The sequence below is a fragment of the Streptomyces sp. NPDC087420 genome (assembly GCF_044744165.1).
Lineage (GTDB): Bacteria > Actinomycetota > Actinomycetes > Streptomycetales > Streptomycetaceae > Streptomyces.
In genome coordinates this window covers 243,812-266,069 of sequence record NZ_JBIUXU010000010.1, presented here as the reverse complement: position 1 = coordinate 266,069, position 22,258 = coordinate 243,812, and the positions used below count along the sequence as shown (strand labels likewise).

Annotated in this window: 21 protein-coding genes and 4 pseudogenes; 4 read left to right on the top strand and 21 right to left on the bottom strand. The window is 68.6% G+C overall.

The window, feature by feature from the left end:
• Window positions 1–77 precede the first annotated feature (77 nt).
• The 5 genes and pseudogenes from ACIO1C_RS22530 to ACIO1C_RS22510 form a co-directional block, all read right to left on the bottom strand.
• Complete coding sequence (locus ACIO1C_RS22530; RefSeq protein WP_401866200.1) at window positions 78–1,358, bottom strand: tyrosine-type recombinase/integrase; 1,281 nt, start codon at window positions 1,356–1,358, stop codon at window positions 78–80.
• Between the two features lie 142 nt (window positions 1,359–1,500).
• Complete coding sequence (locus ACIO1C_RS22525) at window positions 1,501–1,758, bottom strand: helix-turn-helix transcriptional regulator (RefSeq protein WP_401866198.1); 258 nt, start codon at window positions 1,756–1,758, stop codon at window positions 1,501–1,503.
• A gap of 175 nt (window positions 1,759–1,933) precedes the next feature.
• Window positions 1,934–2,788: pseudogene (locus tag ACIO1C_RS22520) on the bottom strand (transposase); the annotation flags it as partial.
• Between the two features lie 15 nt (window positions 2,789–2,803).
• On the bottom strand, window positions 2,804–3,817 hold the full coding sequence (locus ACIO1C_RS22515) for a hypothetical protein (protein WP_401866196.1): 1,014 nt from the start codon (window positions 3,815–3,817) through the stop codon (window positions 2,804–2,806).
• A gap of 63 nt (window positions 3,818–3,880) precedes the next feature.
• Window positions 3,881–4,282, bottom strand: coding sequence for a hypothetical protein (locus ACIO1C_RS22510; protein ID WP_401866194.1), 402 nt, complete (start codon window positions 4,280–4,282; stop codon window positions 3,881–3,883).
• A 114-nt stretch (window positions 4,283–4,396) separates the two neighbouring features.
• Here ACIO1C_RS22510 and ACIO1C_RS22505 point away from each other — a divergent pair, with 114 nt between their 5' ends.
• The 4 genes and pseudogenes from ACIO1C_RS22505 (at window position 4,397) to ACIO1C_RS22490 (ending at window position 6,355) form a co-directional block, all read left to right on the top strand.
• Window positions 4,397–5,020 (top strand): hypothetical protein, encoded by a 624-nt coding sequence (locus ACIO1C_RS22505; protein ID WP_401866192.1) that lies wholly within the window; start codon window positions 4,397–4,399, stop codon window positions 5,018–5,020.
• Window positions 5,020–5,451, top strand: coding sequence for a UvrD-helicase domain-containing protein (locus tag ACIO1C_RS22500; RefSeq protein ID WP_401866191.1), 432 nt, complete (start codon window positions 5,020–5,022; stop codon window positions 5,449–5,451). The genes ACIO1C_RS22505 and ACIO1C_RS22500 overlap by 1 nt, the downstream gene beginning before the upstream one ends.
• 73 nt (window positions 5,452–5,524) lie before the next feature.
• A pseudogene (locus tag ACIO1C_RS22495) lies at window positions 5,525–5,593 on the top strand (hypothetical protein); the annotation flags it as partial.
• Window positions 5,594–5,611: 18 nt separating this feature from the next.
• Entirely contained in the window at window positions 5,612–6,355 is a 744-nt protein-coding gene (locus ACIO1C_RS22490) for a hypothetical protein (RefSeq protein ID WP_401866189.1), read from the top strand.
• A gap of 597 nt (window positions 6,356–6,952) precedes the next feature.
• On the opposite strand, the gene ACIO1C_RS22485 is transcribed toward ACIO1C_RS22490, so the two are convergent.
• The 16 genes and pseudogenes from ACIO1C_RS22485 to ACIO1C_RS22410 form a co-directional block, all read right to left on the bottom strand.
• Window positions 6,953–7,213, bottom strand: a complete 261-nt coding sequence (locus ACIO1C_RS22485; RefSeq protein WP_401866187.1) for a hypothetical protein — start codon at window positions 7,211–7,213, stop codon at window positions 6,953–6,955.
• A 94-nt stretch (window positions 7,214–7,307) separates the two neighbouring features.
• Entirely contained in the window at window positions 7,308–7,529 is a 222-nt protein-coding gene (locus ACIO1C_RS22480) for a hypothetical protein (RefSeq protein ID WP_401866185.1), read from the bottom strand.
• Between the two features lie 439 nt (window positions 7,530–7,968).
• The gene (locus ACIO1C_RS22475) at window positions 7,969–9,768 is read right to left on the bottom strand and encodes a hypothetical protein (protein WP_401866184.1); all 1,800 of its coding nucleotides are present in this window, start codon (window positions 9,766–9,768) and stop codon (window positions 7,969–7,971) included.
• Complete coding sequence (locus ACIO1C_RS22470; RefSeq protein ID WP_401866371.1) at window positions 9,765–10,907, bottom strand: AAA family ATPase; 1,143 nt, start codon at window positions 10,905–10,907, stop codon at window positions 9,765–9,767. Before ACIO1C_RS22470 ends, ACIO1C_RS22475 begins: the two co-directional genes overlap by 4 nt.
• Window positions 10,908–11,102: 195 nt before the next feature.
• Complete coding sequence (locus ACIO1C_RS22465; RefSeq protein WP_401866369.1) at window positions 11,103–11,324, bottom strand: hypothetical protein; 222 nt, start codon at window positions 11,322–11,324, stop codon at window positions 11,103–11,105.
• A gap of 269 nt (window positions 11,325–11,593) precedes the next feature.
• Window positions 11,594–12,343: a hypothetical protein gene (locus tag ACIO1C_RS22460; RefSeq protein ID WP_401866182.1), complete on the bottom strand. Its 750-nt coding sequence runs from the start codon at window positions 12,341–12,343 to the stop codon at window positions 11,594–11,596.
• A gap of 88 nt (window positions 12,344–12,431) precedes the next feature.
• On the bottom strand, window positions 12,432–13,202 hold the full coding sequence (locus ACIO1C_RS22455) for a hypothetical protein (protein WP_401866180.1): 771 nt from the start codon (window positions 13,200–13,202) through the stop codon (window positions 12,432–12,434).
• Window positions 13,203–13,796: 594 nt separating this feature from the next.
• Window positions 13,797–14,420 carry a hypothetical protein gene (locus tag ACIO1C_RS22450; RefSeq protein WP_401866178.1) on the bottom strand — a complete coding sequence of 208 codons (624 nt, stop codon included), beginning with the start codon at window positions 14,418–14,420 and terminating at the stop codon, window positions 13,797–13,799.
• A gap of 10 nt (window positions 14,421–14,430) precedes the next feature.
• Entirely contained in the window at window positions 14,431–14,667 is a 237-nt protein-coding gene (locus tag ACIO1C_RS22445) for a hypothetical protein (RefSeq protein WP_401866176.1), read from the bottom strand.
• 106 nt (window positions 14,668–14,773) lie between these two features.
• Window positions 14,774–16,265, bottom strand: a pseudogene (locus ACIO1C_RS22440) (ATP-binding protein).
• A gap of 26 nt (window positions 16,266–16,291) precedes the next feature.
• Window positions 16,292–16,744, bottom strand: coding sequence for a DUF6238 family protein (locus ACIO1C_RS22435; RefSeq protein ID WP_401866174.1), 453 nt, complete (start codon window positions 16,742–16,744; stop codon window positions 16,292–16,294).
• A gap of 34 nt (window positions 16,745–16,778) precedes the next feature.
• Window positions 16,779–18,251 (bottom strand): SCO6880 family protein, encoded by a 1,473-nt coding sequence (locus ACIO1C_RS22430; protein WP_401866172.1) that lies wholly within the window; start codon window positions 18,249–18,251, stop codon window positions 16,779–16,781.
• 56 nt (window positions 18,252–18,307) lie between these two features.
• Window positions 18,308–19,749 (bottom strand): annotated as a pseudogene (locus ACIO1C_RS22425) (ATP-binding protein).
• Between the two features lie 27 nt (window positions 19,750–19,776).
• Window positions 19,777–20,466, bottom strand: a complete 690-nt coding sequence (locus ACIO1C_RS22420; RefSeq protein WP_401866170.1) for a hypothetical protein — start codon at window positions 20,464–20,466, stop codon at window positions 19,777–19,779.
• Window positions 20,466–20,774, bottom strand: a complete 309-nt coding sequence (locus tag ACIO1C_RS22415) for a DUF6112 family protein (RefSeq protein ID WP_401866168.1) — start codon at window positions 20,772–20,774, stop codon at window positions 20,466–20,468. The genes ACIO1C_RS22420 and ACIO1C_RS22415 overlap by 1 nt, the downstream gene beginning before the upstream one ends.
• A gap of 88 nt (window positions 20,775–20,862) precedes the next feature.
• Entirely contained in the window at window positions 20,863–22,008 is a 1,146-nt protein-coding gene (locus ACIO1C_RS22410; RefSeq protein ID WP_401866166.1) for a C40 family peptidase, read from the bottom strand.
• Window positions 22,009–22,258 lie beyond the last annotated feature (250 nt).

The following is a 22,258-nucleotide window of genomic DNA, read 5'->3' as shown; positions in this document are numbered from 1 at the left end:
AGGGTCTTTGTGACCTGCGGCTTCTGCCGATTTGGGGTGAGTCAAAGCACCGGCAGGGACTTTTGAGGGACTTTTCGCTATTGATCTTGAGCGAACCACGGATCCATGGCGGCCAAGCCACGCTTGCCCGCGCCTGGCATGAAGTGAGCGTAGTAGTCGAGTGTGACTTTCGGGGAGGAGCGCCCAAGCCACGTGGACAGGCTCACGATGGACTCGCCTGCCTCCAACTGGACGCTTGCGTAGGTGTGCCGCAGGACGTGATACATATCAGGCCGCGAACGGTCGAAGATCGGGCTGCGGTGAATCTGGGCTCCGCGTTCTTCCACTTTCTCGCCGATCACCTGGAGGAGTCCGGCCGCCACGAGCGCAGGTTTCCAGCTGCGCTTGTTCCAGGTCCCGGGGTTGATCCGGAGCCCGTGCGAACTGCTCAGCACCAGTCCCACCGTAATCGGCCTGCGCTGACGCTCTTCGAGGTCGGTCGTCGGGACCTCGGGGTTCCTCCACGGCAGGGTGGACTTGACCGCTGGGAACCGTAGGAGGTGATCCTGCACTCGCTGAGCGAGGTTGGGGGAGAGAGGCACGTCACGTGTCTTGCGACCCTTGGGGAGGGAGAAATAAGGCCGTCCTTTCCCGTCCCACCGGAGCTGGCGCCGTACGTGGACCACCTGCGCCGCGAAGTCGAAGTCCTCCTCACCGAGACCGAACGCCTCTCCTTGCCGAAGTCCGAGGCCCAATCCGAGGTCTACGGCAAGCCGATAGCGGCCTTGGAGCCCGTCCCGCACAGCGTTAGCAGTTGGCCGAGTCCAGGCCTTCGCCTTCTTCGCGACGGGCTTAGGGCGCTTCACCGTGCGCTGTACGGCGATGGGGTTCCTCGCCAGGCGTTTGTCGTCCACCGCAGCGTTGAGGATGGTGGACAAGTGGATCCAGATGACCTCGGCGGTCGACTCTTCAACGCGTGAGAGCAGCCCTGCCTTGAAGGTTCGCAGAGCCGAGGCATCGATCTCGCCCAGGGCGTATGACCCGAGAAGCGGGATGATGTGGTTCCAGACCCGACTTCGCATCGGCGCGGCGGTGGAGGGTTCATCGGTGCGGCTGGGCCACCAGTGGTCCTCGATGTAGTCGACGAGCAAGATTGCGCCACTCCGTGGATCGACGAAGTCTCCCCGGTTCCTGCCTGTCCGGGCCGCAGCGAGCCATTGCTTGGCGTCTTCGCTAGTGTCGAAGGAGCGATCTTGGACTCCGGGTATGCCTTTGACGCGGTAGCGTTTCCCTTTCCCCCACATTGTGGTGCGCTCGCGCTTTCCGGTCGCCTTGTCTGGTCGTTTCTTGACCCAGCGGTCCTCTATGTAGCCTGACATTGGGGTCTGGTCTCCTACCTGTGCGAATGTATCGTTCCGAGCAAGATGTCGTTCGGAACGCTTCTTCGAGGTAGGTCATATCCCGGTGCAGGGAACGAATTTGATGTCGATTCGGCGTCGGTACTCATTGCGGCTGAGGGCGTCACGGTGTGCGACGCCGCGGCTTGCAGTTGAGCGGATTCACGGCAGGGTTGGACCGAGAGTCGGCTTGTTCCTGTTGAGCCACCCACTCATTGAGCGCGGAGACCCTGTACATGACGCGCCGGCCCATCCGGAAGCTGGGCGGTCCCTGTCGGCGATGTCGCCACACGTAGAGGGTGTTCGGGGAGATGCCCAGATAGACCGCGGCGCTCGGCAGGTTGAGGAACGCCGTTTCGGGCTGTGTGGTGCTGGTGTCCATGGATTCTCCCGCGCCGACCGGATGGCTCTCCGCAAGAATGCAGGAAAGGTCCAGGTTTGGACGCGCTGCGAATTTGTGATAAGCGCCCGACCTCGCGTGATGAAAGCGCCTGGTCGGGTTGCGTCAGAGTGATAGGCCGGGCTTCCTTTTTGGCAAGGAAAGTCGGCCCTTGGCTGCGCAGGGGTAGGTTGCGCAGACCGGTGTCGCGGGCATTGCGGATGCGGTCCTCGCAGCGGGCCCGTCTGCGGTGACGCAGTTCGAGGTCAGCTAGCGGGCCGCTCTTGGTGCTAGTCGCGAAGCAGGTCAGCCGTAGTCCGTCGAGGTCGGTGAAGCGCAACTGGACGCCGGGGCGCGGCCGTTCCTTGCGGACGACCAGCCGCGTCCCCTTCGGCCAGGTGCTCAGGTCAGGCATGTCGGTGATCTCCGCGACCCAGGCCGCCGGACCGCTCGGTGCCGCCCGCGTCGTAGGCCGGCGTCCATGCCTTCTTCGGTATCTTCAGCACGGCCTGGTGAATGGCGTCGGTGATGGTCATTCCGACGGAATACGACAGCCACCGGCCCCAGTGGGAGAGCCAGTCGAGGAAGGCGTGGGGGCCGTCGGCGGAATCGGTGCGGATCAAGGTCTGCCGGCCCCGCCGCAGGAGATTTTACAGTTGGGCCAGGGCGAGTCGGGCGGTCGCGATGTGTCGCTCGCGGTGTTGGGGCCCGCGTTGCCGGGCCGCAGCAGTACGGCTACTGGGTCCCCGGACCCGGCCTGGCCGTGGTCGACGAACGCGACGAGCGGGGGATGGCCGATGGTCTTCTTCCAGGTCGCGGTAGTGCCCTGCTTCTCGGAGTGCGTCAGGCCCAGCACGCCGTCGATGTCCACGATCACACTGCCGTCGGCGGCCGGACCGTCCGCACCGGCTAACTTCCAGACCGGCGTCCGTACTTCGAAACGGGTGCCCCGGATCGTCGCAAGAGCCCTTGGACCGGACGCGGCGAGAGCGTCGACGAGCCGGGAGACGGTCGGATCGGAGGCTACCGGCCCCAAGAGTCGCCGCCTTCAAGCCGCCTGCGGAGCTACCTCGCGCCCGAGCTGCCATCGGTGCCGCTCCACCCGGACGAACTCCGTCCCTTCTACTAGCACGGCCCGAACGTCCTTGATGCTGGCCTCCGGCTCATCTGGGAAGTGCAGTTGGATCAGCTCCTGTACCTCGGCAGCAAGCAACGGTAGGTTTTGCCGCGCCAAAGTGATCGCCACCTGCTGTCGGATGTTCGGCGTCATTGGCTCGGGCAGGATGACGTCACGAAGCCCCTCGATACCTCGTTGCTCCTGTGCCATGGCGACGGCAAGTTGGTTGCCGAACTCCTCGGCGATTTTTCCTGCAATCTGAGCGGCAGCCTTCCGCCGCTCCGGCTTCTTCAAGAGGAGCGCGCCCGCACCGAGCACGACACCGGCAAGTACCCATGGGGAGATGCCGACCTTGCGCCCCGAGAACGTGATCAGCCCGGCCATGCCTTGGATCGGCAGTGCGGCAGCGTTCATGGTCACGGCCTGCTTGCCGAACCCCTCGGCCACATTGACAGCTGCCTCTGCTGCGTCGAGCCGCCGCTTCGGAGCGAACCCTGGCTTCTTGAGATGCTTGTCATCCGAGAACACGACGCACGGCGCAATGAGCTTGGCGAGCTTGCCGGTTGGTACGTCGACTGGGTCGGTGATGGCAAGCACCTGGGGATCGGGGGCATCCATATCCGACACGGTGACGAACCGCAGTGTGGGGAGGTACTCGTCTTCAAAGCGAGCGCGGAGGGTGGCGAGCGGTACTGTGCTGGATTGGGCGATTCTCGGCAGGTGCTCGTATACCTCATCGAGTACGTGGTCGGCTGCGTAGAGCACGGTCGCGCCACTCGCCGTCATCCGGCGCAGCCGTGAACTCCAGCCTGCATTTCGACAGTCGTTGTCGACGCTCGACAGAAGAGTGTTCGTGTCAACGATACCGACGAGATGCGGCGCACGTGTGCTGTAGGGATCAAGCGGCGTTCGTCTCGCGAAGGGTGCGCGCTGGTTGTCCGTCATGGATCAACAGTAGTCGTGAGACACAACGAGCTCCAGCAGGTTTCAGGGGTATCAGACGACCTCTTACGGCATCACGAAGGTCGTGCTGTACTTCGCCCGCGTCACCGCCACGTAGAAAATCGCCTTCGCTTTATCCTTGAACTGGCCGCCGTCACGGGTGTCGTAGTAGGCGATCATAGGCTTCGTAGGGAAGATGAGTACCCGGTCGAAAGTGCTGCCCTTTGAAGCGCCCATGTTCAGCGCGTCGAGGTCACAGGTATACGCCGTCTTGTTCCAGCGCAGCACAACCGGCGAGTACTTCTCGACGTAGTCCTGGACCTCCGACTGCTTAATGTCGAAGATCCCGTCGTGTCCGGTGATCTGAGTGTTCTTCGAGATCGTGCGAGGAAGTTTCGGGTACAGATCATCGGCGAAGTCGCAAATCGCTTGGTTGCAGCGGTAGCTCTCCACGCGGTCGTCGAGCACGCACAATCCGGTGCGTTCACTGAACCAGTCGATGATGGCGCTTCCCCTGTACCGTTTGTACCTCGGAGAGGTGTTCGTCCACCGGTAGTCGCGATCACCGAGGGGCCGCACGACGTGGCCGTTCTGAGCATGGCCGACCGCCGATACCCGCCGAGCAAGCTCCCGCTCTCTGCTCACGGCGTCCGCCTCGTCGCCGCAGGCACCGGCGGCGACGGCGGCATCGACCAGATCCCCCGCATCGCAGAACTCGCCCAGCAGCTCGGATTCCGCGTGATCGGCGTGATCGACCGGGACAAGGAAACACCGCAGAGCGTTGAGCAAACGGCCGCAGTCCAAGCTGCCTGTGACGTCGTGGTCCGCCTGCCACCTGGGGCGATCGAACGGGCCATGGTCGCAGGCCTCGACCTCGCCACGGTCGCCGTGGTCAGCGCCCTGCTCATGGACTACGGCGTGCCCGACCCTCTGGCCGCTGACTCCAGCGAGTCCGCAGTGACTCAACTATGCAAGGTGCTAAACAAAAAGGGCCTTCACGAACCCCTCCTGGAAGCCCTCTACAGCGAATTGCAGCCTGCGCCTGGCCACATACAAACGCCTGAGCACCCGCTGAGCGAAGTGGTGGTTCACCCGCCCGTGCTGGCGGCGGCCCTCGACGCAATCGCCCAGGCCGCGAACGCCGCATACTCCGGCCCCAAGCTCGTCGACCTCCCCGAGGTCGCTCGGCCGCAGACGGAGCAGTGATGACGTACGCCCCGAAAGACAAACAAATTGACGTCATCACCAGTGCTGCTCCGGTCGTGGTTGTCCTGGGAGGTGCGGGCACGGGCAAGACGACAACTGCCGTCGCCGCAGCTCGGCGGCACCTCGAACGGTCAGACGAGGAACTCGCGATAGCCCGGCGGGCCGCAGCGCGTGACGGAGTCAGGACGAGGTTGCCCGCCCCAGAGCGCGCCTTGTTCCTATCGTTCTCCCGCACTGCAGTGGCACAGATCATCGACCGTGCAGCCGCGGTCATCGGGCCGTTCCGGCCGCGCTTGGAAGTCTCGACCTTCCACGGGTTCGCCTGGCGCGTCATCAGGAGCTTCGGCCCGCATCACGGGTATCCGCCGCCGCTGACGGTGCTGAGCAAGGCGAACAGCCTGGTTGGGGGGCCCGCCCGGCCTTACCTATGACGAGCTGATTCCCGCCGCAACCGGATTGCTTGCCCTCCCGAAAGTGCAGGCCCACTAGCGCGGTCGGTACGGCATCGTCATCTGCGACGAATTCCAAGACACCGACGCCAGCGAGTGGGACTTTCTCCAGCTCATCGCGCCGCCCGCGCGCAGGATTCTGTTGGGTGACGCCAACCAGTGCATCTACACGTTCAAGAAGGGCGTCGACGCCACCGCCCGCATCGGTACAGCGATGGCTCTGCCCAGCGCCGTCGAGGTCCGGCTGCCGGCGGCCAGCTTCCGCGACCCGAGCGGCATGCTTCCAGCAGCAGCTGAAGCTGCCCGCAGACGAGACTTCGACGACCCGGCTATCCGAGCAGCAGCTGATGCTGGGCGGCTGTCCATCACCCGGATCGAGGACGGTATCGGTCACCGCCACGTCCTGGAACTCGCCCGCCAAGCGCGCTGTCAAGGCGATACGGTCAGCATCTTCACCCATACCAACGCCGCCACGACTGAACTCTCCGACGCGCTGACCGCCGACGGTCTGGCCCATGAGCAGGTGGGTTTCACCGAGGCGTATGGCGAAGCTCTCCCCGCCCAACTGGCCATGGTGCAGTTTGCCCTCGGGGACAGCGCGCCCGTTTTGCGTAGTCTCGCCGTGTACGTTTCGGCCACGCAAGGTGGAAGCAAGATGCCTCCGCTTGCCCGGCAGATGCTTAACCCCTCCGACAATCCCGTTCTGGGCAGGGCATTTGAACGGTTGGCCAAAGACCTGCGAGCCGCCGCCCGGCCATCCCGACCAACTTGCCGACGTTGTCGCGAACGCTTACCGCAGAATCGGTACCCACCGCGGCCAGAAGACCTGGATTCAAGCCGCGCACTTGACCCGAGCCACGCTGCGCTCGCTAGGAGACGAGCTTGATATCGAAGCCGCCACTGACCGGTTGCTACGTGCGCGCGACGAGATCCTCGTGGGCTCACACACCACCCGCCGCTTCCCCATCCAAGTCATGAACCTTCACCAGACCAAGGGACGCGAGGCCGACACCACCATCCTGCTCCTAGGCTCGGAAGAGTTCTACGGCTACGAGGGGGAGCCTTTCCCTAACGGATCGAAACTGTTGTACGTCGTCATGACACGGGCCCGGAAGCACGCCCGCCTCGTCGTCCCGGAGCAATCGCATCCCCTGTGTGCGCCGCTCGTGGCTGCCCTGAGCTAGCTATCGAAGCCGAGGCAGCTGTCCCCCAGGCTCAGACTTAACACCCCAATTGCAGCTCCAGTTCCGGGCGCCGGGATACGACACTACTCGGTTCGATGGCAAAACGACTGAGTTCGATGTCAACGGACACCGGTGCGCGGTTTCCGCCGGGCCAGAGGCTCCTTGTCCTGTGCCACCGAACTTTGAGCGATGTCATCGAAGTTTGACCGGCATAGATGCTGTTCAGGGCGATGTCCGGCCGGAGGGTGCGAGGCTCGGAAAGTGTGCCAGTCCAGTCGGCGGCGGAAGTCGGCGTGGGCCTACTTGATCGCTTCGGAACCGTTGCCGGTGCCCAGTTCGGGGTCGTCGGCCATGGCGCGCAGCATCGCGAGGGTCTGGGCTTCGGTGAGCACGGCACTGGTGGCCCGGCGGCGCGCGTCATCGGCAAGGCCGAGCTCGGCTTCAAGCGCGAGCATTGCCGCAGGTGTGTCGGTAGAGGGCGTGCCGTCGGGTCTGTGGCCGAGGCAGATGAGCGGCTCCGGCAGGTCACCGCAGCTAGAGCAGCGCAGGTATTCGGGCATGACGGATCCGTATCGGTGCAGGGCGGGCCGGTGCTCCGCGCGGTGGTGTGGGGTGGTCAGAAGTACGGGTTTTCCACCAGCCGGTCGGCGTCGGTTACGGCCCGAGCAGCTCGGTCAGCTCGTCGGGTTCGGAGGAGCGCTGGTCGATCCACCAGCCGGCGCGGGTGACCGTGCGGGCCGTGTCCTCGACGGCCGCCCATTCGGCTTCGGTCGTCTGGCCTTCGAGGACCAGGGCGGTGTAGGCGGCTGCCAGGAGCTGGTGGCGGCAGCGCACTGCCCAGGCTGCCGCCCGTTCGCTCCCTTCAAGGGGCGGCATCCGGTATCGCACGGACCAGGCCTCGGACTCCGCTTGCTCCTCGGCACGTTTGGCCTCCAGCCACTCCCTTGTGCTGGCGGCATCCGCTTGATGGGTTGCCCTCCAGCAATCGGTGCAGGGGCGCTCGGCCAGCCAGCGAGCGAATCCGGCACGCTGATCGGCTGCGCGGTCGGAGAGGTCACGCTCGGCGAGGTGTCCGCAGGCGTGGGTGATGGACCAGATCCTCTTGACCCCCGGGGAATTCCGTTTGATGGGCGTTACGTTCGAGGTCGGGCTGCTGGTCTGGGGCTTCAAATCTGGTGCCTTTCGTTGGTGGTTGGGGTGGTGGCCTGCGTCGTTGCGGAGGGTTGTGCATCAGATGCACGGTTCATGCGGCGGGCGGAGGTGGCCTGGGGTGCTTGGCGGTGGTCTCGGGGACGCTTCCGCCTTCTGCGTCGTTTCAGCGTGTCCTGCGGATGGCGTTTGTGGCCGCCGTGGCGATGGCGGCGGGGGCGCTGGAGGGTTGGGGTAGGTGCAGCAAGGTGGTCCCCGGCAGGTGGTGGGACTGCGCGGTGAGGGTGAGCTGGAGTACGGCGCAGCCGGCGGCCGTGAGCTGCTTGACGCGGGTGACGGCCTCGGCGGTTTCGTCGCTGCTGTACCGGGCGTCGGTGACGATCACGAGGAGGCGGCCGGCGCCGGGGCGGCTGAGTTCAAGGCCGTGGTCGAGCGCGTCCAGGGCGTTGGCGAGGTTGTGACTGCTGCCGTTGGCACCGAACGTTGTCACGCGCTCTGGTGCTCGGTGGGTGGGCCGGGTCAATGCGGTCAGATGCGTGTCGTAGGCGATGGTGGCGGTAAGGGAGTCGGGGTCGGTCAGGGCTGCTGCGCGTGCCACGATCCAGGCGGCGGATGCGACGGGCGCGCAGGCGGCACGCATGGAGGCAGAGACGTCGACGGCGATACCCACACGCAGCGGTGGGGTGGGGGTGTTCCGGCGGCAGGTGTGGGTGAAGGGTTCCGCGGTGGGGACCGATTCGGCCGCGCGCTGAGCGTCGCGGGCGAGGGCGGCGCGCATGTTGAGGCGGCCTGGCGGGGTGGGGCTCGTGGTCCGTTCCTCGGTCCGCTCGCGGTAGGCGGCGGCACGCAGGGCGCGGCTCAGGCGCGCGGCGGCACTCTGCTCGGCGGCGGTGGGCCTGCGGGTGCCGGTGACCGGGTTGCCGTAGGGCGCCGGTGTGCCGTCGGGGGTGACGGTGGTGCCTCGGGCGTTGAAGACCGACTTGGCGGTGGCGGCGGCTTTGCGTCGCTGGCCGGCCCGCTGGGCGCGGTCCTGAGCCTGCGCCTTGGACTGCACGGTCTTGGCGTTGGCCGCTGCGGCCTGTGCCGCGAGGTCGGCGGCGTCGGTGGCTGCCGTGTTGTCCATGACGAGCCCCACGGCGCCGGACAGCAGATCGGTGAGGTTTTCCGGCACGGGCAGGGCGGGGGCCGCGGTGTCCAGAGCGTCGCACCATTCTTGAGCGTGCGCGAGCATGGTCGTGGCGTCGTGGTCGGCGCACCGGTGGGCTGCGGTCCAGATGCGGGTGAGTGTGGCCAGCAGGTCTGCGCCCAGCACCTTCTCGCACAGATCAGCGACGGCCAGGGTCTCGCCGGCGTCCAGGATGCCGACGTCACGGCGGCCGAGGACCAGGGCCGCCACGGCGGCGGCGTGCTCGATGCCCTGGAAGGTGGGGTGGGCGATGTCGGGCATGACCAGGGTTCGGGCACTGGTGCGCAGGTACGTGCGGTCCGTGGGCCGCCTGATCAGGTGTGCGCCTTCGACACGGCTCTCCTCCAGTAGGAGCGCGGCCTCGACGACACGGGGGTCCGCTCCGGCAGGCTGTGTCCAGACGGAGTGGGCCGCGTGCGCGGCCTCGTGGACGAACACTCCCCAGGCGGCGGGATACCGCTCCTCGTCGCCCACGATCCGCGGATGGATCTCGTGGGGCTTCAGCGGGGCGAACAGGCCGGCATCGAACTCGACCTCGCCCAGAGTGGGGAAGAACGCGGCCGGTGCGCCGCTGCGCGTGCCGGGGCGGCAGGTGACGAGGAGGTCCTGGCGGCCGGAGAGGTCGACCAGCCGGTCGCCGAGTTCGGCTCCCACGCGCAGCCACGCGTCCGGGGAGGAAGGGGGTTGCGCGGGCGGGGCGCCGTCGTCGTCCCAGCGCGCGAGATCGGCGCCGTCGTCCGGCGTGGTGGCGGGGGACTGGACGTGGTGGTGGGCGCTCATCGCGCGTGGCCCCGGTGCGCGGAGCCGGCGTGGCCCGGGGGCTGCCGGACGGCCGAGGCGGAAAGCTGCTTGCCGAGGGTGAGGGGAGCGACCTCCTTGACGCCGACAGCCTTGATGACGGCAGCGGCGACGGCGTCGCGATCCTCCACAGGAGCGATGCCGACCAGGTTCGCGAGCGCGGCCTTGGTGCCGAGGACAGCCTCGGTCTTCTGGTAGCTGAGCAGTTCCCGCAGTTGGGGGGCCCAGCCCAGCTCGCCGAGTTCGACCTGGTGGGCGAGGTGTCGGGCGACCCAGACCACCCGTGCATCGATCCTCAAGGCCAGGGCGAGGTCATAGTCCGTGCCGATCTGGATCTGCACGCTGAACCGGCTCGCGAGCGCCTCTGTCAACACCGCCCCGTGGACGCCGGGATTGTGGCCCGCCACCACGTAGAAGCCCGGCTCGGCCTTGATGGTCTCGCCCTTGTGGGCCTTGACCTGGATCTGCCTGCGCCCGTCCATCGCGGGATACAGCGCCGCCAGGACCTTCGGTGAGATCAAGGTGGCATCGTCGATCAGCAGGGCGCGGCCCTCGGTCATCGCGGTGACCAGCGGACCGTACTGGAAGACGTAACCTCCGCTGTCAGCCTGCGTGTACTCGCCGATCAAGTCGCCGACCGTGGTGTCGCCGTCACCAGCGACGGTGAGCAGGTCCGGGAACGCGGCCTCCACCAGCGATGTCTTTCCGGTGCCCGGAGGGCCGTAGAGCAGCACCGGCACGTCGGCGTCGCGCAGGCGATTCAGCGCTGCGACGTCGGGCAGATCGGCCAGCTCCCGAGGGTGGTAGAGCTGGCCCCCCGGGCGGCGGATCGGGCCGGTCTGCCTGGGCGTGGTTGCGGCGGTGAGGGTCGTGCGGGCCGTGGCCGCCTGGGCGCGGGGAGAGTGGGTGCCCGGTGGGCTGATCACAGCGCTCTGCGCGGCCGCGGCGGTTTTCGCGTTCGCGCGGAACTCCGGCTGTCCGGTTCCGCCCTGGTCGGCCTCGCCGCGTCGCACCAGGGTGAGGGCGGCGTTGCGGACGGCGCCGTGGGAGTGGCCCAGCCGCCTGGCCATGTCCCCGATGGTGAGCGTGTCCGCCGGCCGGTCGGCCAGCAGTCGGGCCACCTTGGCCCTCAGTTCGCCGCCCTTGGTGCGCGCTGGACTGGTAGGCGTTCCGGGTGTGGTCACAACGAGGCCCCTTTCAACAGGTACGGGTGCGGGCGGGGTTGGCGATGCGCTGGAGAGGCCGGCCGCTCTCGGAGCGGATCACGGACTGTGCCGACATCGGCGACCGGGCCAACCGGGGCGTACCGTCGGCGCTCACCGGCCGACCGAGGGCTCGGTCCAGGTGCAGGGGACGGCCGGCGACGAGCAGTCCGCTGGCTGCCGAGCAGGCCCGTGCGTCCGCTCCGTACCGGGTTCCGTCGCTCGGCGGGCGCAGCCTGGCGTCTCTTCGAAGCCGGCCTGGAGCAGGATCCGCCGGGCGGCGGCGTTGTAGCCGGTGGTGGTGATCTCGCCGGTGATGGTGTGCCGGATCGTCATGAACGGCTCTGCTGGTGCTTCGGGCAAGGCGGATCTCCTATCGGTGGTGGCGGGAGAGCGGTCGGGTGTTGGGCGAAGGCGAGGCGGGCCCGGAGCTTCCGGCACATCAACGGTGCGCGTCTGGACCACGAACGATGGTCAATGACTACCGACATGCTCCAGGCCGGGCCGCACCCCCCCCCGCAGCTATCTGACTCGCCTCTCCGCACGTTCTGATAGCCGGGCGTACCAACAACCGCCATGGCAGTTGTTCCTTGCGTGGGGCGGGGTCAGTGGGTTCGGGAATAGGCGACGCGTGGGTCGACCGCGCCGGCTGGCACGGTGGTGACCGGGGAGGAAACCGGCGGCGTGCTCGGAAGGGCGGCGGGACTCGCGGACAGTGCCGCGTGATCAACGCCGGGAAGGCTGTGCGTCGCCTCCGTTTCCGGGAGGGCTACTGCCGGGGCCGGGATCCTGCGCGCGATGGCGTCCAGGGCGAGAGCGGGCTGAGCGGCGACCCGCAGGCCGGCGCGGTTCATCGCCACGGTGGCCCGGGCGACGGTGTTGAGCCCCTCGTTGCGGTCGGTGGCTGGCGGCAGCGTGTGGATGTCCAGTTGCGGGTGGGGCCTCCAGCCATGTTCGGCCAGGAGTTGCTGCGCGAGCGGCACGCCGTCGGTGGCAGCGGCGATCATGCCGAGCTGGGGGTCTACGGCGAAGGCCACGTCCGGCGCGACAGGCTCCGGCATCCGGTGAGCGGGCTGCTCGCGGGAGTCGACGAGCGACGGATCGAAGGCGATGTCGGCATCGACGTGATACGTCGCTTCGCGGAGCCGGGCGACCGCGCGCAGGGCACGTTCCTGGCCGTCGCGCTCCTGCTTGGCGAGGGCGTACAGGGAGGGGTGGCCGGGGACGGGGTGGAAGTCGAGGTTGCGGAGCATCCAGGCGCTGGCGGCCCGGTCCTTCGGGTTGGTGGCCACGATGCCGAAGTCAGGGTGGTGGCCGACCGCGACGTCGGGAAGCGGGTTTTCGGACGTGGACATGGTGGATCCGTTCAGTGAGCGAGGCGGCAGGGGGAGGGGCGAACGCAGTAGATCTGCGAGTGCGTGTCATGGCGGTCATTTCTGTGGGTCAGCGGCCTGGGGCCGTTGAGGGCCGGGACTTGGGGACGGCGGCTGTGGCGGCCGGGCTTGGAGATGGTGGTGGGGGAGTTGTGCGCCGTGCGGTCGGTGAGAAGGCCAGAGCGGCGGCGACACGCGGCTCCCTGGCCGCGGTCGGGCCGGACTGGCCGTGCTGGGGGTGGTGGGTGTGGCGGTCGGCCAGGTTGTCGCGCAGGCGCCGGATCTCCAGGACGACAACGCCCAACTGCCCGTTGATGCGGCGAAGCTTTGCGGCGCATACGGGATCGGTCGGCGAGTCGAGTCCGTCCCACCAGTTGGCTGTTTCGTCGAGAGCTTCGGTGAGACGGTCCAGGACACCGTCGCCGGGAGCGGTCAGTTCGCTGAGGGCGGCGACGGCCTCACTGGTGTGGCCGGCCTGGGCGATGGAGCGGGTGAGGCTGCTGAGCCCGTCACCCAGGCGCACCTGGTGATCGGAGCGGACCGGCAGGCTGGGATCGAGCAGGTCCGCCTCGCAGCTGAAGGAGAATCCTTCCACCTGGAGTATGTCAACGGCTGTGGTCACCGCGTGGCGCTGCTCCACGGGATCGGTCATCCCGGCGGGTAGGTGGTGGAAGCGTCCTCGGTGGGTCACTTCGGAGACGAAGCCGGCACGGTGGAGCACGCCGTCGGCCGCGTTGAGGGGTTCGAGCGGGCCGGACCATGCTCGTGGTGGCAGGCCGAGCTGGTCCAGCCGGGCGTCGATGGCGGCCAGGAGCGGGGCCGTGTCGCCACCGTTGTGCACATGAGGGCCGCCGGGCTCGGAGTTGTAGACGATCTGGTGGGCTGGGAGGTCGAAGGGGTTCTCGGGTGACGAGCCAGCTCTCCGGGTAGCCCGGTGGATGGTCGGTGGCCGGTTCCTGGGGCGGGGAGATGATCAGGGAGCTGTGGTCGGGGAGGGCCGCTTTGACGATGTAGTCGCTGAGGCCGTACTCGACGGTGCACTGCACGCCGCGCTGCCGCATCGGCACGGTGAGCCAGGCGTAACCGTGGTCAGTGTCGGGAGTGCCTGCGGAGTGTTCGTGCAGGGGGGTGGCGCTGGTGCGGGCAGTAACCCGGTTGCCCCACCGTGAGATGAGGACGGTGATCTGATCGTTTTCCATGCGGGTGTCTTTCTGACCGTTCGCGCTCGGCGGTCACGGGGATGATGTGCGGGGTGGGAACCGCAACGTGGTGGGGAGATCAGGATCGAGCTGAATGCCGGTTTGGTCTGCCCGGAATCCTGCGGTACAAGAGCAGCTCGAGCGGTGCTCGGCGGCTGGGATGGGCGGCGGACGGAGGGGCGGCGGAACTGCCGTCGTACTGTCCTGCTCTGCCGACGGGATGCCGACCCGGTCAGTCAGATCCGGCGCCCCGGTTGACGTGGGGGCGCTGTGGAGGAGCCCGTCGGTGTATCCCTGGCCGTCGGCGTCGTGACCGGCCGCTCGGTTCGCGTGTGTGAGGCGAGCGAGGGGGAGGCGGCGAGGGCCTGCTTCTGCCGGGTGGTGGAGTCGGGGTTTTCTGGCGGTTGCGGGTCGAGGAGGCTGAAGGCGCGCGGCGTGGTGTGTAGGCCGTCGGTGGTGTCGGTGAGTGCCTCGGCGATGGCGGCCAGGCGGTGCCGCTGGACATATGCGGGGTCGGTGTCCTCGAACTCGACGACCCGGGACTCGAAGTGATGAGCCACGGCTTCCACCACCGAGGTGAATGCGCCGGCGGCTCCGCGGTCGAGGTCGAAGAACGCCCCGGTCAGCTCCGCTACTTCGCGTAGATCCGCAGCGGCCTTGACCTCCTTGGCCAACGACCGTAGAGCGGTTCGCGCGATCTCGGCGTGGTCGGTGGGGGACCTCGCCGCAGGTGTGCTTCGGAGGAGACTCGCCGCCTCGGCCTGTCCACGCTGCCACGCCGCTCGGGCGGCGTCCGACCATGTCGTCGGGCCGAGCGGTTCGTCGGGTTTCATGGCGCCGAGCGCGTATGTGTCGTTCACTGGGTTCTGTTCAGGGTTCCGGTTCCATGTGTCCCATGGCCACGGGGCCTTGATGGTGTAGTTGCCTTCGGCGTTTCGGTGTGACGGTGTAGGTGAAGCCGTCGCCGTCGTGGTCCGGGGTCGTGGTGAGGGTCAGTGTGTCGCCGCTCCAGGAGCCGGTCAGGTCACGGCCGGCATCCGTGTGGAGGTCGGTGACGATCCGCTCCATCGTCTGCCGGGTGAAGGACAGCGTGTTGTAGCTGGTCATCGTGGGTCGCTCCGACGCACCGAGATATGGGCCGTGCTGAGCACCCTCGACAACGACGAGATGAAGGAACGTGGGCACAGTGATCTCCAATCCGCTTTCCGGTCGATCAGTGCATGCGGGCGTCGGTGTCGAACAGTTCCCGTTCGGTTGGGTGGAGCAGGTGCTGGGTGATGAAGCTGCGGCCCGCGACTTTCCACAGTCCCCGGCCTTTGGTCAGGGCGGAGACGGCCTGGGTTTCGACGCCGGTCAGGCCCAGGAGGGAGGCTGCGGCGGCGAGTTGGTCGGATTCCTGGCGGTAGATGATCCGGGTGGAGCAGTCGGCGAGGAGTCCTTCGGCCAGGACCCGGCCGCGTGAGCCGGCGTCGCCCGCGCTGAGCAGGTCGCTGAGGCGGTGGATGATCATGAGGTTGGCGATGCCGAGACCGCGGGACAACTTCCACTGGGACTGCATGCGTTCGAGGAGGCCGACGTGCCGCATCAGGCGCCAGGCCTCGTCGTAGATCACCCAGCGCCTGCCGCCCTCGGGGTTCGCGAGCGCGGACTCCATCCACGCCGAGGCGCAGGACCAGGGCGGTGTCGTCGCCGGATCCGCCGAGGCGGGAGAGGTCGATGGACAGTATCGGGGCGGTCGGATCGAAGGCCACCGTCGAGGGGGCGTCGAACATGCCGCTCAGGTCGCCGTGAACCAGTCGGCGCAGGGCGTGGGCGAGGTCCTGCGCCGCGGGCCCCATGCGTCCGGCCTGGTCGCCGAGGGCCTGGTCGAGGCGTGCGGGCGAGCCGAGCACGTGGGCGATCTCGCCGAGCAGCGGCACCGTACCGCTGGCAGTGGCCTCGGCGACGACCAGGTCGAGAGCGAGGTCCAGAGCGGTGTGCTCCATCGGGAGGAGATCCCGCTTGAGCACCGTGCGGGCCAGGCCCGCCAGAAGCAGGAGGCGCCGCTTCCGAACCTCGGCCGACCAGTCGCCCTCGCTCACCGCGGCGGGCCGGGCCGGGGCATCCAGGGGGTTCAACCTGCCGGGCAGTCCGGGGCCGAGCGCGATGCTGTAGCCGCCGAGCGCCTGGGCGACCGCCGTCCACTCGCCTTTGGGATCACAGGGCACGTAGATCCGGTATCCGTGGGCGATCGCACGGGTGGCGATCGACTTGGCGAGCGCGCTTTTGCCCATGCCGATGATCCCGGCCAGGACCGCGTTGGGGTTGGTGAAGCCCTCGATCCGACCACTGTTGTAGAGCGAGAACGGGTCGTAGCAGAAAGCGGCTTCCGCGTGGACGTCTCGGCCGATGAAGATCCCCTCCGCCCCCAGGCCGCCCTCGGCGAGAAACGGATAGGCGCCGCTGACGGTGGCGGTGGTCATGCGGTGGGCGGGCAGCCTGAGCTTGCCGCCCCGAGCCGAGGAGGAACCCGGGCGCCCGGACGGCGGGTAGACCGGACGCAGCTCCGGGTCGAGGTGCGCCTCGGCGCGCTGTTTCGGCGGGGCTCCGGCGCGGCGGGCCTGACGGCGTGCTTCGGTGAAGCCGGCGCGGGCGGCACGTTGCTCGGCGCGGGATGCCTTGCGGGGGACGAACAGGTGGGAGGCGGTGGCGCGGATGCGGGACATGGACGTTTCTCCGTACGGAAGGCCGATCAGCGGCGGACGAGGCCCGTGAAGGGCGAGTGGAGATCGGCCGGGGTGGTGCGGCGCCGCACCAGATGCGCGGTGCGCTGGTGGCGCTGGCAGATGGTGAGCTCCGGGGCTCCTTCGGGCAGGCCCGCCCGACATGTCTCGTGGTCGGGTACCTGGCCGGAGTCGGGCCGGGGTGCCGCGTGGTACGCGGCGTGGAGGTGTTCGGCTGCCTGCCAGATGCGGGTGCGGGTGTTGCAGAGGTGGTCGCCCTCGATGCCGACGAGCTGTCCGGTGCGGGTGGCGTGGGCGTCGAACAGGCCGTACAGCGAGACGAGATGGGCGTGCAGAGCATCCAGCTCGGCGCGGGTGGTCACGAGAGGCCCTGCGGGAATGTTGAGCGCGCGGTGGAAATCGAGCGCGGCGGTGGCGAAGGGCACGAAGTCCTGCGCGGGCGGACTGGCGGTGCGGGACATGGGGGGCGGCTCTTTCAGGGGAGGAAGGCCGGCATCACGCGGCGAGGGCGAGCGGCATGGCGGTGGCGGTGAACGCCTCCGCTTGCTGCCAGGTCAGCGACCGGAGGTCGAGCTGCGCGCCGACGGCCGCGGTCTCCACGACCGCGCAGGCGGAACGGAGTTCTTCCTCGGAGTCCGCCGAGACGGTCAGCAGCCCCGTCAGAGCGACATCCGCGTGACCCGCGATGAGCTGGCGCTCGCGTGACTTGATGTCCTGGTACTCGATCGAGTCCGCCTCGGAGTCGACCTGACCCCGCCGTGCTCGCTCGGCGGCATCGGCGATCACGCTGGACTTCTTCCGCTGGACGTCGCGTAGGGCGGCGTCCAGTCCCTTCGGCTCGTAGGAGAGCGACAGGGTGCGCCGGACCCCGGCAGTGAACAGGAGCTGGTGGAGGAAGCCGGCCGAGGTTTCGGTGCGGGGCCAGTTCTCCACCCAGTACGTGGCGTGGACGGCCGAGTCGGTCGCGATGTGGTCGGCCTTCTCCACGACCACGACGGGACCGGCAGCGGCGGGATCAGCCTCCGGATGACCTGCGGTGGACCAACGGTCCAGCGTGGCAAGGGCCTTGGGGTCGTACGCGGTCCGTACGACGGCCGCGATCTCGCGGGCGGTGAGCCAGCCGGTGGGGTTGAGCCCGGCGGTGCGTGCGGCCTGGTCGAAGGTCGAGGTCAGCTGCGCCAGCACGGCGAAGGCGCCGGTCAGGCCGCCTCCGGCCTGGTTGATCAACCTGCGGGCGCCCTTGGCGTCCAGTGCCACCGTGACGTATGCCTCGTGCGGTGCCGCCGCCGGACCGGCCGAGGCGATCAGCTCGCTGTAGATCGAACCCGCCACGGGGGCATGCGGCCGGCCGTGCTCCTCCCAGTACCGGCGTAGCGCGTCACTCGAGTCGGGGACGGTGCGCTCGATCACCTGAATCCGGGCGACCTGCCCGGTCCGGGCGAGCGCGGCCAGTGCACGTCCCCATCCGTTGACGTTGGCGTTCTGGGTGCCCGGGTCGAGCAGCGCGTAGGCGCGGGAGGAGACCTTGACGACGGCGGTCAGGGTGCCGGTGTGGGGGTTGTGGACCGCGCCGTATCGGCGGTCGGGCGCGGTGACCACGCGCAGGCTCGCCGCCGTGCCGGGCAGGTGGAGCAGCCCTTCGCGGATCGGGCGGCGAGAAGGTTGGGCGAGCCAGATCAACTGGCCCCGCATTCGGCGCAGGGTGTACCGGGTGACGATCGGAGCCCAGTCGGCCAGGGCGCGGCCTCGGTAGCGGATGAAGACGAGGAGGGCGATGGCGGCCCAGAGCGGGATGAGTTCGAGGGCGCCGACCACGCCGCGGGTGAGGATCACGGCGAGCAGGAGCAGGCCGGTGAGGCTGACGGCGATCAGTTGCGAGGTGGTCAGGCCGAGCAGGACGCCGCGCCGCGAGCGGTGCGGAAACTTCACGCCGGCCGTGGTGGCTTCGGCCTGGTGCTTGTTGGACATGGTGGTTCCAGACGGTGGGAGTGGGCAAGGCGGGGCACGCGGCGTTCTTCCGGAGGTCATGGCGGGGCTCCGTTGTGGTGATCGGTGGTGCGGGGCCGGCTGCTGCTGCAACCCGCCCCCGGATGTGATGGGTCAGGAACCCTGAGGCGCTGGCTGGGATAGACCCAGTTCGTCTGCGTCGGGGAACCGGTCGCCGAAGGCCCCGTGCCGGACGGCGGCGCCGCGGCACCAGCCCGGGTCATGCTGCCGCCCCCAGTCGGAGCGGCAACGGACTGGCCGCCCGCTTCGTGCTCGGCGCCTCCCGATTCGCCCTCGCCGGGCCGGGTGATGAGCGCCGGGATGCCGGGGCGCTGGATGAGGGCCGTGCCCTTGTCACCAGGGGGTTGGGGTCTTCGCCGTACCGGAAGGTGGTACGCGGCTTCGGGGGGCCGCCGTCGATGCCCTCCTTGCTGAGGTTGCCGCCGGATGGGTTGATGCCGGTGGCGACGCCGTCGGCGTCCGCGCCGGGGACCTGGCTCGGGCCCTGCGGAGCGGGGGTGCCCGTGCCGACCTGCATCGCCAGGCCGGCCGCGGTCTTCGCGGCCCCGGCTGTAACGGCGATCCCGGCGACGCCGGTGCGGTGCAGGTCGTCGTGGCCGCCACCGTCGCTCGCCCAGTGGACGAACTTGTAAGTGGCGTAGGGGCAGAGCAGGACCAGCACCATCACGACGATGCCGGCCATCGCGTCGGACAGGGCGGCCATGCCGTCGTGGGCGTCCGACTTGCCCATCGCCGAGACGCCGATGAGGAAGACGACGGTCATCAGGAGTTTCGAGACGACCAGGGTGGCGGTGGCCTCGATCCACCCGCGCCGCCACCGTTTGGCGACTTCCCACCCGCCGCCGGATCCGGCGAAGACGGCAAGGGCGACCAGGACCAGCACGCCAACCTTCCGGGCGAGCATCACACCCCAGTACAGGAACGCCCCGATCGCGCATCCCAGAGCGACCAGCGAAGGCACGCCCCAGCCCAGTCCGTACATGGCTCCGAGTTCGTTGACCTTCACGACTCGGCGGATCGCGTCGTCGACCGAGCTGTTGGCCGCTTGGAACAGGCCGTCGGACAGGGCGTCGACCACGGTGATGGCGACGGAGGTGAAGGCGATGGCGCAGAAGCTGAACAGGACGCCGGTCATGGTGCCGATCGCGGCCTGGGCCAGGGAGCGTTCGTCGCGGCGCCAGGCGGCGAACACCAACTGGATGCAGAACGTGCCGACGGTCAGCGCCAGGCCGATGGGCAAGAGCAGTTCGTAGTTGTCCCGGAACCACCCCGCGTTGAGATCGATGGCGGTGGTCTCGTTGACCGCGTTCGCGGCGAGATCCGCGGCGCTGGCGGCGAGTTCGCCCGCCGACTTCGCGATCCACGCTCCGATGCCGTCGGTGATGGCCCCGGCGGGGTTGGAAGCGAAGTCGACAGCACCGCAGACCTTGTCCATCAGCGGCAAGTCACAGACTGCCATGGCGGTACCTCCTTTCCGGATCGGGTGTCAGGGGGCCACGGACGGCAGGACGCCGGCCAGGGCGCAGGGATGGGAAGGGCGGCACTGGACCGCGAGCGTGACGACGCGGCTCTCCGCCCCACCGGCCGGGGAGCCGTTCCATGCGATGGACTGCTTGCCGGAGACGGTCACGGCATAGAGGTACGCCTGCGTGATCGTTCCGGGGTCCGCCTGAAGGGCCTGGGTGAACGAGTCGGGGAAGTGGCCCTCGTTCACGGTGGCGGTGGCGAATTGGCCGTTCGCGGCCATCTCCCTCCACAGCACGGGCGAGGGAACGACGGCGTCGACCGAGGCGCGGTCCGCGTACTTGGCCTCGGGGGTGAGCCACCCGTGCAGGGCGCCCAGCAGTTCCGGCTGGGCGTACGCGCGGGTGTCGTAGGACCACAGCGCCGCTGCGGCTGCCTTCCCGAACACGACCGGATCGTGCGTGCTCGGCGGAACCGGGAGGGTGGGAGGGGGTGTGCTTGATGAGGCTGACCCGGACGGCGGATGCACGGTGAAGGAGGGGGAGGGCGAACTGGCCTGCGTCGCCGGGGGTGTAGTGGGTTCCCTGCTGTCGCGGGTGAGGTAGGCGGCCAGGCCGGCGAGGGCGACGAGCACGACCAGGGCGGCGGTGCCGAGCAGCGCTCGGTGGCGTACTCGGGGCGCGCCGCTGGTGGTCGGGGTGGGGGAGGGCATCAGTGGACCTGCGTTCCGAGCGTGCTGAAGAACGCGACGACGCCGTTCGCGGCACCCAGCAGGAGGGCCGCGCCGGCGCTGACGAGCACCCCCTTCTTGCCGCTGGCCTCGGCTTGGTGACCACCGGAGTGGTGGCCCCAGGCCCAGACACCCGCGCTGACGGCGAGCGCGCCGACCACGGCGATGATGCCGAAGAGGTTGATGGACCCCATCACCTGCTTGAGGACGTCCAGGCCCGGCAAGCCGCCCTCGTTCGGCTTGATGCCAGGGTCGTAGGCGAGCTGCACGACCTTGTCAGCGAGAAACATTACGTACTCCAGTTCGATGTAGGACGCGCTGAAGCCCGCGAGGGCGAAGCGACGATGCGAGAAAAGGGGGAGGGGAGGAGGGGGCCGGTCAGAGGACTCGGCGGACCGCGAGGATCTGCGATTTCCAGGACGAGAGGGTCGCGATACGCACCACGTCACCGGTGTGCGGGGCGTTGACGATCAGCCCCTGGCCGATGAACATGCCGACGTGCTCGGGGACTTCGGCCGTTCCCTCGGTGAACACAAGATCACCCGGCATCAGAGCATCGGCGGGTACCGCCTTGCCTTCCTTGACCTGGGTGTACGTCGTGCGCGTCAGGGCGACCCCGGCGGCCCTGTACGACTGCTGCATCAGGGAGGAACAGTCACACCGGCCCATGGGGTCGAGACCGTGGGAGTCGGTGCAGCTCCCGCCCCACTGATACGGGGTGTCGAGCTGCCCCAGCGCCCAGCGGATCGCCGTCTGGACCTTCGGTGGCGCGTCGGCCGGGATCTCGTATCCGGCCGGCACCGCACCAGGCGGAATGACCCCGAAATCGGTCCCGTCCCCGCCGGCCGTACAACCGCCCGCGGTACCGGGTCCAGGGGTTTTGGTGCCGGCCGACCTGGACGGCGCAGGACCAGGCGACGCGCCACCGGCCTGCGCCAGCAGGGGCTTGATGGCCTGCTGCAACGCGGTGGCCAGAGGCTCCCACGCGGCGTAAGCCTCGGGAAAGCCGGACTTCTGCACCGCCTGGGCGGCCTGGGTGACGGACAGGGACTGCCAGCCCGAGACCCGTTCCAGCGCTTCGTAGAACATGGTCGAGGCGTGGACCGGGTCGAGGATCTCGTTCGCGGTGCCCCAGCCCTGCGACGGACGCTGCTGGAACAAGCCCAGCGAATCACGGTCGCCGTAGGCCAGGTTCCGCAGACCACTCTCCTGCAACGCCGTAGCCAGGGCCACGACCTGCCCCCGGGCGGGGATGTGCATCGCGACGCCGGTGGCTTGGATCGTCTTCGCGTTAGGTATTTGATCGGCCGGATCGTCCAACCCCGCAACGGACACAGTCCCCTTGGTGCCGCCGTCCAGGATCGCTTTCACCTGGGCGGCGACGGCTGCGGTATCCACAGCCTGTGCGCCGCCGACCGAGCAGGAAGCCGAAGCGGTCGCGGAACCGATGGCCAGGACCGGAACGGCCATCAGGAGCGGACCGGCCGCGCAGAGAGCGACGAGGGCTCCGGTGGTTTTCTTCATCGCCGCAGCCGCTCACCGAGGGGGCGGCCCCGGCCGCCCGACGGTGTCGTCGTACGGCGTGGAGGTGTGAGGGCTTGCTGCATCGCAGCGGCTCCTTGGGGTTCGTGGGGAGCGCGGTGCCGACATCTCGTAGAAGGCCGTCGGCACCGCGCCGATGTGCGCCCGCTCTCAGAGCGGCCCGGTATCAAGGGAGTTGGCGGCTCCCGGATGCCGGTCTCGGGTCACGCGCGGCAGCCGGCCGCGCTCGTAA